Annotated in this window: 12 protein-coding genes; 6 read left to right on the top strand and 6 right to left on the bottom strand. The window is 69.3% G+C overall.

Annotation, left to right across the window (positions count from 1 at the left end; translation table 11 throughout):
* The first annotated feature begins 208 nt into the window (after positions 1-208).
* A complete protein-coding gene (locus F8A92_RS17345) occupies positions 209-1480 on the top strand; it encodes a CaiB/BaiF CoA transferase family protein (RefSeq protein ID WP_153506439.1) in 1272 nt (423 codons plus the stop codon).
* A gap of 24 nt (positions 1481-1504) precedes the next feature.
* A complete protein-coding gene (locus F8A92_RS17340) occupies positions 1505-2428 on the top strand; it encodes an LLM class flavin-dependent oxidoreductase (RefSeq protein ID WP_153506438.1) in 924 nt (307 codons plus the stop codon).
* A 38-nt stretch (positions 2429-2466) separates the two neighbouring features.
* Here F8A92_RS17340 and F8A92_RS17335 read toward each other — a convergent pair whose 3' ends face one another.
* The 4 genes from F8A92_RS17335 to F8A92_RS17320 are packed head-to-tail and all read right to left on the bottom strand — an operon-like array spanning position 2467 to position 5915.
* On the bottom strand, positions 2467-3684 hold the full coding sequence (locus F8A92_RS17335; RefSeq protein WP_153506437.1) for a CaiB/BaiF CoA transferase family protein: 1218 nt from the start codon (positions 3682-3684) through the stop codon (positions 2467-2469).
* Positions 3681-4946 carry an FAD-dependent monooxygenase gene (locus tag F8A92_RS17330; protein WP_153506436.1) on the bottom strand — a complete coding sequence of 422 codons (1266 nt, stop codon included), beginning with the start codon at positions 4944-4946 and terminating at the stop codon, positions 3681-3683. The genes F8A92_RS17335 and F8A92_RS17330 overlap by 4 nt, the downstream gene beginning before the upstream one ends.
* Positions 4946-5389, bottom strand: coding sequence for a MaoC family dehydratase (locus F8A92_RS17325; RefSeq protein ID WP_153506435.1), 444 nt, complete (start codon positions 5387-5389; stop codon positions 4946-4948). The genes F8A92_RS17330 and F8A92_RS17325 overlap by 1 nt, the downstream gene beginning before the upstream one ends.
* A gap of 25 nt (positions 5390-5414) precedes the next feature.
* Entirely contained in the window at positions 5415-5915 is a 501-nt protein-coding gene (locus F8A92_RS17320) for a MaoC family dehydratase (RefSeq protein WP_153506434.1), read from the bottom strand.
* 145 nt (positions 5916-6060) lie between these two features.
* On the opposite strand from F8A92_RS17320, the gene F8A92_RS17315 reads away from it, so the two are divergent.
* The 3 genes from F8A92_RS17315 to rplL all read left to right on the top strand — a co-directional run bounded on the left by F8A92_RS17315 (position 6061) and on the right by rplL (position 8200).
* Positions 6061-6828, top strand: coding sequence for an IclR family transcriptional regulator domain-containing protein (locus F8A92_RS17315; protein ID WP_153506433.1), 768 nt, complete (start codon positions 6061-6063; stop codon positions 6826-6828).
* Between the two features lie 344 nt (positions 6829-7172).
* The gene (rplJ, locus tag F8A92_RS17310) at positions 7173-7760 is read left to right on the top strand and encodes a 50S ribosomal protein L10 (protein ID WP_153506432.1); all 588 of its coding nucleotides are present in this window, start codon (positions 7173-7175) and stop codon (positions 7758-7760) included.
* A gap of 44 nt (positions 7761-7804) precedes the next feature.
* Positions 7805-8200, top strand: coding sequence for a 50S ribosomal protein L7/L12 (rplL, locus tag F8A92_RS17305; protein ID WP_153506431.1), 396 nt, complete (start codon positions 7805-7807; stop codon positions 8198-8200).
* Positions 8201-8279: 79 nt separating this feature from the next.
* On the opposite strand, the gene F8A92_RS17300 is transcribed toward rplL, so the two are convergent.
* Both F8A92_RS17300 and F8A92_RS17295 read right to left on the bottom strand, forming a co-directional pair.
* Positions 8280-9506 carry a YVTN family beta-propeller repeat protein gene (locus F8A92_RS17300; RefSeq protein ID WP_153506430.1) on the bottom strand — a complete coding sequence of 409 codons (1227 nt, stop codon included), beginning with the start codon at positions 9504-9506 and terminating at the stop codon, positions 8280-8282.
* Between the two features lie 9 nt (positions 9507-9515).
* Complete coding sequence (locus F8A92_RS17295; protein WP_153506429.1) at positions 9516-10337, bottom strand: polysaccharide deacetylase family protein; 822 nt, start codon at positions 10335-10337, stop codon at positions 9516-9518.
* 267 nt (positions 10338-10604) lie between these two features.
* Between F8A92_RS17295 and F8A92_RS17290 the strand changes: the two genes are divergently transcribed.
* On the top strand, positions 10605-11877 hold a 1273-nt coding region (locus tag F8A92_RS17290), incomplete at its 3' end, for a DEAD/DEAH box helicase (protein ID WP_153506428.1).

The following is an 11877-nucleotide window of genomic DNA, read 5'->3' as shown; positions in this document are numbered from 1 at the left end:
GCGACCAAATCGCTGATACGTACCCACCTGCAACGTCCTCCTGATCAAAGGCGTTGCAACGACCCCTAGAACCCAAGGCCCGATATCGTGTCGTACTGCCCCGCAGAACACCGCGCGCGGCCAGTTACCCGTCGGTACGCCGAGGTGTGTGCAGGCCGTCGCCGCGTGGTGGCTAGCGTGGTCGCCAGACGACAGAAAGACGGTGGACATGCTCGAGACAGCGCTCAACGGCCTGAAGGTCATGGACATGACCCGGATCCTGGCCGGGCCGTGGTGCACGCAGAACCTGGCCGACCTCGGTGCGGACGTCATCAAGGTCGAGCATCCCGTCGGCGGCGACGACACCCGCTCGTGGGGTCCGCCGTACCCGCAGGGCACCGGCGCGGAGCACGGGTTCTCCTCGTACTTCGCCGCCGCCAACCGCGGCAAGCGCTCGCTCGCGGTGTCGTTCGCGACCGACGAGGGGCGGGCGGTGCTCACCCGGCTCGCCGAGCAGAGCGACGTGCTCGTGGAGAACTACAAGACCGGCACCCTCGCCCGCTACGGCCTGGGCTACGAGGACCTCAAGAAGGTCAACCCGCGGCTGATCTACTGCTCGATCACCGGCTACGGCCAGAGCGGTCCGATGGCGCACAAGCCCGGCTACGACTTCGTCTTCCAGGGCACCGGCGGCCTGATGAGCTACACCGGCCAGCCCGACGGGCGGCCCGGCGCCGAGCCGCTGCGCGCCGGCATCTCGCTGATGGACCTCTCGTCCGGGCTGTACGCCACCTCGGCCATCCTCGCCGCCGTCATCCAGCGCGGCCACACCGGCGAGGGGCAGTACATCGACATGGCGCTGCTGGACGCCTCGGTCGCCATGAACGCGAACATGGCGCAGACCTACCTGATGACCGGCGTCCCGCCCAAGCGGTTCGGCAACGCGCACCCGACGATCGCGCCCTACGAGGTGTTCGCGACGTCCGACGGCTTCATGATCCTCGCCGTCGGGAACGACTCGCAGTTCGCCAAGTTCTGCCAGGTGGCCGGGCGCCCGGACGTGAGCGAGGACGAGCGCTACCGGACCAACGCCGGCCGGGTCGCGAACCGCGACACGCTGCGCGAGATCGTCGCCGGCCTGATCGCCACCCGCACCCGCGAGGACTGGGGCTCGGCGCTCGAGGCCGCGGGCGTCCCTTGGGGGCCGATCAACAACCTCGACGACGTGTTCGCCGACGAGCAGGTGCAGCACCGCAAGATGCTGCAGCAGGTGGTGCACCCGGTGACCGGTCCGCTGGCGCAGGTGCGCAACCCGATGCTGTACGGCGTGCCCATCGACGAGTCCGCCGCGCCGCCGCTCAACGGCGAGCACACCCCGGAGATCCTCGCCGACCTCGGCTTCTCGGAGGCGGAGATCCAGGCGCTGCACGAGCACGGGACCGTCGCCACCTGGCACAAGCCCGGGGAACCCGATCATCCGGGAGAGATCAGCGTCGTCTAGCGGCCCGCCACGAAGGAGAATGCCATGCGCGTCGGAGTGACTCTCGGTCGAGATCAGCAGCAGACGGCCGCGCAGGCGCGCACCGCGGAGGAGCAGGGGTTCGACCTCATCGCCGCCGGTGAGCACCTGTTCTTCCACGGGCCCGTCTCCAACGGGCTCATCTCCCTCGCGGCGGCGGCCGGCGCGACGACCCGGATCCGGCTGATGAGCGCGCTCACCCTCGCGGCGCAGTACCAGCCCGCGATGCTGGCCAAGCTCGTCACGACGCTCGACCAGGTCTCCGGCGGGCGCCTCGACTTCGGTGTCGGGGTAGGCGGCGAGTACCCGCCCGAGTGGGTCGCCGCGGGCAGCGAGGTGCGCACCCGCGGCCGGCGTACCGACGAGACCCTCGACCTGCTCACCCGGCTGTGGACCGGTGAGCCGGTCGACTTCCACGGCGAGTTCGTGACGGTGCCTGGGCTCGCGCTGCAGCCTGGACCGGTGCAGCCCGGCGGCCCGCCGATCTGGCTCGGCGGCCGCAAGGACGCCGCGATCCGGCGCGCGGCGCGGTACGCCGCGCACTGGCTGCCGTACATGTACGCGCCGGAGCAGCTCGGATCCTCGCTGATCAAGGTGCGCGAGGAAGCCGAGCGCATCGGCCGCGAGCCCTCGGAGATCCGCGGCGCCGTCTACCTGTGGGGCGCGGTGGATCCCGACGGCTCCCGGTCCCGGCAGTGGGCCATCGACTACGTCAGCAAGGTCTACAACCAGGACTTCACCCCGCTCGCCGACCGCTACCTGCTGCACGGCTCCCCGCAGCAGGTCGTCGACCGGATCGGGGCGTACGCCGAGGCCGGGGCGCAGACCGTCATCTTCGCGCCGGTCGGTGACGACCGGCTACGGACCGACATCGTCGAGACGTTCGCCGCGGAGGTCCTGCCGCTGCTGCGCGCCGACGGCGCCCGGTAGCGAACGGACTCCGGCACCCCCGTCTTGTACTGGAGGTCTCAGATCACGCCGCGTCCGCGCAGCTCAGCCAGCTGCTCCGCGTCCAAGAACTCCGAGAGCACGGCGTCGGTGTGCTCGCCCAGCACCGGCGGCGCCTGCGGGTAGTCCACCGGGGTGCCCTGCAGCCGAAGCGGGCTCGCGATCGTTGCCGCCGTGCCGCCGTCGGCGCGAGGAATGTCCACGCGCACCTGTCGATCGACGACGTGCGGATCCGTGAACACCTGCGCGTAGTCCTTGACCTCGCCGCACGGCAGACCGGCGCGTTCCAGGAGACCGATCCAGACGGCGGTCGGCTGCTGCCGAAACACGCGGGCGAGCTCGGGGACCAACGAGTCTCGGTTCGTGATGCGGCCGCTGGCGGTGGACCAGCGCGGGTCGGCGCCGAATTCAGGGTGCCCGATCGCGTCGCACAGCCGAACGAACTGCCCATCGTTTCCGGCGGCGACCACGAACTCACCGTCAGCCGTTCCGAACGACTGATACGGCACCAGGCTCGCGTGGGCGTTGCCGTACCGACCTGGTGCCTGCCCGGTCGCGAAGTATCCGGTCACCTGATTGCCGCCCAGAGCGATGATCGAGTCGATCAGCGAGATGTCTATGTACTGACCGGTGCCGCTGACCTCCCGGTGGTTCACCGCGGCGAGGATCGCGATGGTGGCGTACATCCCGGTGATGACGTCCGCGATCGCCACGCCCACTTTCTGCGGGCCGCCTCCGGGAAGGTCGTCGCGCTCGCCGGTGATGCTCATCATCCCGCCGATGGCCTGGAAGACGATGTCGTAGCCCGGGCGATCGGCTTTCGGCCCGGTCTGGCCGTAGCCGGTGATCGAGCAATACACGAGCCGCGGATTCTCTTTCGACAGCGTCGCGTAGTCCAGCCCGCGTCGCGCCAGGTCGCCGACCTTGTAGTTCTCGACCAGTATGTCGCTGGACCGGGCGAGCTCCCTGATGATCTTCTGGCCGTCCTCGGTGCCGAAGTCCACGGTGACGGACCGCTTTCCCCGGTTCGCGGCGGCGTAGTACGTCGAGTCTCGTACGGCGCTGCCGTCCCCGGGCTCGACCCAGGGCGGCCCCCACGATCGAGTGTCGTCACCGGTGCCCGGCCGTTCGACCTTGATCACGTCTGCGCCGAGATCGGCCAGGTTCTGCGTGGCCCACGGGCCGGCGAGTACCCGGGACAGGTCCAGGACGCGAAGGTGGGACAGTGCGCCGGTCATGCCGAGCTCCCTTGCTGCGATTGTCGGCTCGTCGTCCGTTCTGGCCCGGGGGCGACGTCGCCGTCGTTGACCTGATGGAGATCGAACCCGGCGACCTTCTTGTAGGACTCCTCTTGGACTTGGAGTATTCGCTTGGCTTCGTCGCGCCGGCCCGCGTCGATCAGCTTGGTCACGCGGGTCATGATGTCGCCGGTCTGATCGCGATTCGCGAGCTGCACGCGGGCGACTCGGTCGCGACGCAGCTCGTCGTACCGAGCCGCCGCCGCTCGGGAATCGCGCACCGAAGCGAGCTGGTGGGCGAGCTCGCGTGCGTCCAGGATCGCCTGCGACGCGCCGTTCGATCCGAACGGATACATCGCATGAGCCGCGTCGCCGAGCAGGACCGCGCGGCCGCGGTGCCAGCGGGGCAGCGGATCGATGTCGCTGTTGACGTAGCGGTAGACCGCCCGGGCACGCGCCACGAGATCCGGCACGTCGAGCCAGTCGAAGTTCCAGTGTCGTACCACCGGTTCGAGCGACGCCGGGTCCGCCTGGACCTGCCAGTCGCCCGGCTGGTCCTCGCCCCGATCCATCGGCACGCTGAGCAGCCAATTGGTCAGCTCGCCGATCGGGTAGACGACGATGCGCGTCTGGTCCCCGCCGATGATGGCCATCGATCGGCCGCCGCGGAACGGGGTGAGGTCGGTGGTGCCGCGGTAGATGATCCGTCCGCTACTGCGAATCGGGACCGGCCCGACAACCGCGTCCCGGACGCGCGAGCGGATGCCGTCTGCCCCGATCAGCAGGTCGGCGTCGATGGTGCCGCGCTCACCGGTCGAGCTACGCCAACCGCAGCGCAGCCGGGTCCGGTCGTCACCGAGGTCGGAGATGTCGTCGACCGCGCGATCGAGTGCGATCACGTCGGCACCACATCGCTCGCGGACCGCTTCGACGAGGATCGATTGCAGCCGCGCGCGGTGGATGGAGTACTGCGGCCAGTGATAGCCGGCGACGAGCCCGCGCGGTTCGCTCCAGATCAACGCACCGTGGTCGTCGAAGTATCCGAGCTCTTCGTTCGGTACCGCTACCTCGGCGATGGCTCCGAGGAGCCCGAGCTCGGCTAGCTCGCGGGTAGCGTGCGGTGGGAGGTTCAGCCCAACACCGACCTCGCGCAGCTCCCGCGTCGATTCGAGGACCGCTAGTCGTGCCTTCGGTAGCTGGCGATCGATGCTCAGTGCAGCCGTGAGGCCGCCGATTCCGGCGCCCGCGATGACGATGTCCATCAGCCTGGAGTGCTCTCGGGTAGGCACTCGACGAGTGCCTCACCGACCGCGACCGCTTCGCCGTTCTGGTTCGTCACCTGGACGTCGATGGATACCCAGACCCCGTCTCGGGTGGGGGTCAGATCGCGTACGGTGCCGCGCGGGACGATCGTGTCGCCGGGGTAGACCGGCGCCTTCCACCGCGTCTCGATGCGGCGGCTGGTCGCGCCGCGTTCGTAGGCCCAGTCGGTCAACATCCGAGAAATGATCCCGAAGTTGTTCATTCCGTGCATGATGATGCCGTTGAACTGGGTCTTGCCGAACGCCCCTTTCATGTACTCGTCGTCCCAATGCAGGGGGTTGTAGTCGAGCGAGCCGTCGCAGAAGTCGCGGATCGACTCGCGGGAGACCTCGAACGGTGCGCCGTCGATGACGTCGCCGATGGCCGGGAGTGTGGGATTCATCGAATGTCCTTGCTGTCTCGGATGGCTAGCTCGGCCGGATCGTCTGGCCGCGGCCGGCGCAGATGACTTCGCTGTTCTGGTTGAAGAAGACGTTGTCGTGTACGACGAACAGGCGCCCCTTGCGAATGAACTTGTCGAGCGCGCGGGCCTCGAGCCGGATCTCGTCGCCCGGGCGAGCGGGGACGTTGTAGGTCCAGCTCTGCCCGGCGTTGATCGTTCCTGGGCTGCGCATCCAGTCGTCGGCCGGCGTGCATGCGAACATCAGCAGGATGTGGATCGACGGCGGAGCGATGAGCCCCCCGTACTTCGATGCGGCGGCGTACTGCTCGTCGAAGTACAGCGGATGCAGGTCGCCGACGGATCGGCAGTATCGCTGGATGGCCTCCAGCGTCAGGGTGTAGGGGATGGTCGCGCGCGGCTCGCCCGGCACGATGTCATCCCACGACTTGCGAGCGGCATTCGTCGCCCAGAAGTCGGTCGTGAATCCGTGATCGGTCTTGAAGGATTGTTCAGCGGCTTCGACCATGTGCTTGCTCCTGTGGTGTCGATGGTGCGGTTGGCGGATGTGGCCGGCCGGCGGCGCGAGCAGGCGGGTGCGGCTGCGATGCTCGGCTACGATCGGGCTCGTTGGTCCGAAGAGTGCGAGGTCGCCGACGTGGATTGCGGTATCGATGGCAAGTGGTGACAGCGAGGACTACGTGCGCAGCTTCGCGCGTGGGCTGCGCGTCATCGAGGCGATGGGCCGGCGTTCCGGCCCGATGAGCATCGCGGAGCTGACCGAGGCCACGGGGTTGCCGCGGAGTGCGGTACGTCGCTTCGTGATGACGCTCAGCGGCCTCGGCTACATTCGGTCGATCCGCGGCGCCTACTCGCTGACGCCGCGGGTTCTGCGATTGGGTATGTCGTATCTGCATTCGCTGCCCGCGTGGCGCAATACCGAGCGGGTGCTGGAAGACCTCTGTGCCGAGGTGTCGCAGTCGTGCGCCATGTCGGTGCTCGACGGCGATGAGATCGTGTACGTCGCTCGAGTGCATACGCGCCGGATTCTCTCGATGAGCCCGGTCATCGGCAGCCGGTTGCCGGCGTACGCCGTCTCGATGGGCCGGGTCCTGCTGGCCGAGCTCGACGATGACGCACTGGCCGACTACCTCCAGAGCGTCGAGATCGTCCAGCGGACGGCCGTGACGACGACCGATCGCGCGGCGTTGCGATCGGCCATCGAGGCGGTACGGACGAACGGCTACGCCTGGGTCGACCGTCAGCTTGATGATTCGATCTGTGGCATCGCCGTCCCGGTGCGCGGATTCGACCATGGCATCTCGGCGGCTATCAATGTGAGCCTTCCCGCGGGCGAGTTCGACGAGGCGACCGCCGTGCGCGAATTCCTGTCGCCGTTGCGACAGGCCGCCGCGGCGATCCGGGCACTCAGCCGGCAATGACACACGCTTCATGGTGACCGCCTAGCGGTTAAGGTTGGCCGCAGATCGGTCGAACCGTATGGCGATCGCCGAATGGCTGTCAAGATCGGCGGCGGCCGAGAGGCAGGTCACGGGCCGACGGATTGCTCGCGCCGCGGGTCGGCGCGTAGAGTTGTCGAGGTTCTACCGAAGACCGCTGGTCATCCGAGGCACCTGCCGAGGAGTGAAGGTCCCTGTTCCAGGGCGACCCGCGCAGGGACGAACGGACGCTCCGCGGCGACTTCCGCCGTCTGCCCCGTGCGCTCTGCGCCGGGGCGTTCTTGTTTTCGGGCCGCGACCAGCCCGACGTACAAGAGAGGAGGGACATGGCAAACGAAGAGAAGACTGCCGCCGTCAAGGAGATCACGGACAGCTTCACCGCGTCGAACGCCGTGGTGCTGACCGAGTACCGCGGTCTGTCGGTGGCGAAGATGACCGAGCTGCGCCGGGCGCTGGGCGCCGACACGACCTACACCGTCGTGAAGAACACCCTGACCAAGATCGCCGCCAAGGACGCCGGCCTCGAGCTCGACGACGAGCTTCTCACCGGTCCGACCGCCATCGCGTTCATCCGCGGTGACGCGGCCGCGGCGGCCAAGGGCCTCAAGGAGTTCACGAAGGACAACCCGCTCCTGGTCATCAAGGGCGGTGTCCTCGAGGGCAAGACGCTGTCGGTGGACGAGGTCAAGAAGATCGCCGACCTCGAGCCGCGTGAGGTGCTGCTGGCGAAGCTGGCCGGCGCCATGAAGGGCAACCTGACCAAGGCCGCCGTCGTGTTCAACGCGCTGCCGACCAAGATGGCCCAGCTTGCCGAGGCCCTCAAGGAGAAGAAGCCCGCCGACGCAGCCCCGGCTGCCGAGGCTCCCGCGGAGGCCTCGGCCGACGCACCCGCCGAAGCCCCGGCCGAGGCCTAACCCAAAACTCCCGCCCCACGGCGGATCACGAAAGGAAAGCCATCATGGCGAAGCTGTCGTCCGAGGAGCTGCTGTCGCAGTTCGAGGAAATGACCCTGCTCGAGCTCTCGGAGTTCGTGAAGGCGTTCGAGGAGAAGTTCGACGTCACCGCGGCCGCTCCGGTCGCCGTTGCCGGTGCCGCTGTCGCGGGTGGCGCTGGCGGCGACGCCGGTGCCGCTGCCGAGGAGAAGGATGAGTTCGACGTCATCCTCGAGTCGGCCGGCGAGAAGAAGATCCAGGTCATCAAGGAGGTCCGCACCCTGACCTCGCTCGGCCTGAAGGAGGCCAAGGACCTGGTCGACGGTGCCCCGAAGCCCGTCCTCGAGAAGGTCAACAAGGAAGCTGCCGACAAGGCGAAGGAAGCCCTCGAGGGCGCCGGCGCCACCGTCTCGGTCAAGTAGCCGCCGCGGCGCACGCCGCTGCAGCATCGAGAAGCCCCGCCTCCTCACGGAGGCGGGGCTTCTCGCGTCGTCGTCGCCGCTACCGCATGATGCCGGTGTGCCCGAGGCTGTAGCGGCCCGGCTGCGGCCAGACGGTCAGGCCGTGCGGTCCCTTGCCGACCGGGATCTTCTTCACCAGGTGGCCGTCGTCGGTGCTGATGACGTAGACGCACGAGTCGTACCGCCCCGACACCCAGAACAGCTTGCCGTCGGCCGACAGGTTGCCCATGTCGGGGCTGCCGCCGCCCGGGATCTGCCACTTCGTCGCCACCTTCTTGGTGGCCAGGTCGATGACCGAGATCGAGCCCTCGAGCCGGTTCGTGACGAACAGCCGGGTCGACGTGCGGTCGACGTACAGCCCGTGGGTGCCCTTGCCGGTGGGGATGAAGCCGGTGACTGCCTTGCCCTCGCCGTCGATGGTGTAGACGCCGTCGGCCTTCATGTCCGCGACGTAGAACGTCTTGCCGTCGGGGGACAGCTTCACGTCCTGCGGCATGCCGTCCGGCCGGTTCGGCAGCGTGATCAGGTTGATCAGCTTGTGGGTCTGCACGTCCACGACCGCCACCCGGTTCGCGAACTCGCACGTGGCCAGCAGCACCTTGCCGTTCGCGGTGAAGTCGATGTGGTCGACCCCGGCGCAGTCCGGAACCTCGGTCGAGTCCTGCTTCTGCCACGAGTGCGGGTCGTACCAGTCCAGCCGCTTGTGGTCCTCGGCGACCACGATGCCGTACTTGCCGTCCGGGGTGAAGTACAGGTTGTACGGGTCGTCGATCGGCGTGGTCGCACCGGCGTTACCCGTCTTCGGGTCGATCAGGGTGAACGCGCCGAAGTTCAGGTCGGCGATCACGTACAGCGTCTTCAGGTCGTACGACGGGACCACGTGCTGCGGCTCGTGCCCGGTCGGGTAGGTCGCGATCACCTGCATGGTCGCCTGGTCGATCACCGAGACGGTGTCGTCCTTGCTGTTGGGCACGTACACCCGGGGAGCGTCGTTCTTGACCTCGTCGGAGAGGTTGTTCGGCTTGTCCGCGGCGTAGACGTCGGTGGGCGACAGCGGCGGCGGCATGCCGGGCAGCAGGTCGGCGGACGCGGCGGCGGTGCTCGACGCCGACGTGGCGCTCGGGGAGCTGGACGAGCTCTTGGCGCCGGTCTCGCCCGCGGCCTGCTGGGTGCCCGAGCCCGAGCAGGCCGTCAGCAGCATCAGGACGCCGGCGGCGGCCACCGCGAGGGAACGGGGACGCCGGGGGGTGGGGCCGGTGAGCGACATCGATCTTCCTTACGGGCTGAGCAGCTGGGAGGCGGTCACGGCGCGCAGGCCCCGGGCGGCCAGGTCCTGCAGGATCCCGGGTAGCGCCTCGGCCGTACCACTGTGACCGAAATGCATGCTTACCACGGAACCGGCCTTGGCACTCTGCAGGTTCGCGCGGATCGCGGCCGCGCCGGGATCCTGCCAATCCATGGAATCGACGTCGTAGGACAGCACCGTGGGGTAGCCGGCCTGCCCCGCGGCGGCCAGGATCGCCGGGGTCGCATGCTGTCCCTGGGACTGCCGGAAGAACGGCCCGTAGCTGCCGGTGAGCTGGGCGATCAGGTCGCGGCAGCTCACGATCTCCTGCTCCATCTGGCTCGCCGGCAAGGCGGCGAGGGCGGGGTGGGTCCAGGTGTGGTTGCCGAGCTCGTGGCCGCCGGCGACGATCGCGTCCGCGAGGGACGGGTTGGCCTGCAGCCACGAGCCGATCACCATCACGGTGGCCCGCGCGCCCGCGGCCTGCAGCGTGGTCAAGATCTGCTTGGCGAGCGCCGGGTCGCCGGCGCCGTGGAAGGTGAGCGCGATCTCCGGCCGGGCACCGCTGCCGCGCGCCACCTCGACGGCCGGGGAGGTGCCGGCGGCGCCGAACGGCGGCGGGTTCTGCGGCTTGCTCGGGCTCGCGGACGTCGGGGCAGCGCTGCTGCCGGCCGCGGTCGGCGCCCTGGAGGATGACGCGGGAGTGGCGCGCTGGGCGGCTCGGCTGCAGGCTGCGACGAGCCCTGCGACGCCGGCGGTGAGCAGCGCGAGCGCGCCGCGCCGGCTGAGGTCGTGCGGCTCCGGTGACGACATGCGGCAAGTGTTCCCACTGCTACTAAGAATCGACTAAGAACCGGACCCGGCGCGGATGCGTGGTGGCCGATCCCATAGCCGGGGTGGACCGGTGGCCCGCCGATGTGCTCTACGCTGGGGGCAGCGACTCGACCTGTCTTGCTTCGGGTCGCCCGGTGATCGGGTCCGCATCTTGCGCTTTGACCCGCTGGCCGCGCCGCACCGCCACGAGGGCGGGATCTCTGCCGAGCGCGCCTTGCAGGACGCCGAATGTGATTGGTTCACTTCTTGTCTTCTGATTTCGCGCGCCTCGGCGTGCCCAGCTTCATCGTGTCCGCGCTCGCCGAGCGCGGCATCACCGTCCCCACGCCCATCCAGGCGGCCACCCTGCCGGATTCGCTGGCCGGACGCGACGTCCTCGGTCGCGGTCGCACCGGATCGGGCAAGACCTTCGCCTTCCTCGCGCCGCTCGTCTCGCGGCTCGCGGCCGAGCAGCGCCGCGCGCAGCCCAAGCGGCCTCGCGGCCTGGTCCTGGCGCCCACCCGCGAGCTGGCGATCCAGATCGCCGAGTCGCTCGAGCCGCTGCAGCGGGCCGCCGGCCTGCGCAGCCAGCTGGTGTTCGGCGGGGTCAACCAGAACCCCCAGGTGAAGGCGCTTGCCGCCGGCGTCGACATCGTCATCGCCTGCCCGGGCCGGCTGCTGGACCTGATGGGCCAGAAGGCCGCCGACCTCGGCGCGGTGGAGATCACCGTCATCGACGAGGCGGACCACATGGCCGACATGGGCTTCCTGCCGATGGTCCGCCGCATCCTCGATGCGACCCCGCGCTCCGGGCAGCGGATGCTGTTCTCGGCCACCCTCGACGACGGCATCGGCATCATCGCGAAGAAGTACCTCTCCTCCCCGGTCGTGCACGAGGCCGACTCCGCCGAGTCGCCGGTCGCGACGATGGAGCACCACGTCCTGCGCGTGCCGAACGACCAGAAGGTGGCGGTCGTGGCCGATCTGGCGGCCGCGCCGGGCCGCACGATCGTGTTCACCCGGACGAAGCACGGCGCCAAGAAGCTCGCCAAGCAGCTCCTCGGTCGCGGCGTGCCCGCCGTCGAGCTGCACGGCAACCTCAGCCAGAACGCGCGCACCCGCAACATGGACGCCTTCCACGACGGCCGGGTCGGCACGCTGGTCGCCACCGACATCGCGGCCCGCGGCATCCACGTCGACGACGTGGCGCTCGTCGTGCATGCCGATCCGCCGGCCGAGCACAAGGCGTATCTGCACCGCTCAGGCCGGACGGCGCGTGCCGGTGCCAGCGGCACCGTCGTCACGCTCGCCGGCGAGTCGCAGCTCGGCGAGGTGCGCACGCTGATGAAGCAGGCGAAGATCAGCGCGCTGATCGCCGACGGCGCGCTGGGCGACCCCGCGCTGCAGATCCTCGCCCCCGGCGAGCGGAGCTTCCTGTCGGCCGAGGAGGCCGCGAAGCTCGCCAACCCGAACGCGGGTGCCGCCCAGCCGCAGCAGGCTGCCGGCTCCGGGCGGGCACGCTCCGGCGGCGGACGCCGCC

Origin of the sequence: Cumulibacter manganitolerans (assembly GCF_009602465.1) — a bacterium.
GTDB classification, from domain to species: domain Bacteria; phylum Actinomycetota; class Actinomycetes; order Mycobacteriales; family Antricoccaceae; genus Cumulibacter; species Cumulibacter manganitolerans.
This window is presented reverse-complemented; position numbering and strand designations above follow the sequence as displayed.

What these genes read in the sequence shown, in the direction of transcription:
- rplL (WP_153506431.1), top strand. Translation starts at nt 7,805, where the DNA reads ATGGCGAAGCTGTCGTCCGAGGAGCTGCTGTCGCAGTTCGAGGAAATG.
- F8A92_RS17320 (WP_153506434.1), bottom strand. Translation starts at nt 5,915, where the DNA reads ATGGTCGAAGCCGCTGAACAATCCTTCAAGACCGATCACGGATTCACG.
- F8A92_RS17315 (WP_153506433.1), top strand. Translation starts at nt 6,061, where the DNA reads ATGGCAAGTGGTGACAGCGAGGACTACGTGCGCAGCTTCGCGCGTGGG.
- rplJ (WP_153506432.1), top strand. Translation starts at nt 7,173, where the DNA reads ATGGCAAACGAAGAGAAGACTGCCGCCGTCAAGGAGATCACGGACAGC.
- F8A92_RS17335 (WP_153506437.1), bottom strand. Translation starts at nt 3,684, where the DNA reads ATGACCGGCGCACTGTCCCACCTTCGCGTCCTGGACCTGTCCCGGGTA.
- F8A92_RS17330 (WP_153506436.1), bottom strand. Translation starts at nt 4,946, where the DNA reads ATGGACATCGTCATCGCGGGCGCCGGAATCGGCGGCCTCACGGCTGCA.
- F8A92_RS17345 (WP_153506439.1), top strand. Translation starts at nt 209, where the DNA reads ATGCTCGAGACAGCGCTCAACGGCCTGAAGGTCATGGACATGACCCGG.
- F8A92_RS17340 (WP_153506438.1), top strand. Translation starts at nt 1,505, where the DNA reads ATGCGCGTCGGAGTGACTCTCGGTCGAGATCAGCAGCAGACGGCCGCG.
- F8A92_RS17295 (WP_153506429.1), bottom strand. Translation starts at nt 10,337, where the DNA reads ATGTCGTCACCGGAGCCGCACGACCTCAGCCGGCGCGGCGCGCTCGCG.
- F8A92_RS17325 (WP_153506435.1), bottom strand. Translation starts at nt 5,389, where the DNA reads ATGAATCCCACACTCCCGGCCATCGGCGACGTCATCGACGGCGCACCG.
- F8A92_RS17300 (WP_153506430.1), bottom strand. Translation starts at nt 9,506, where the DNA reads ATGTCGCTCACCGGCCCCACCCCCCGGCGTCCCCGTTCCCTCGCGGTG.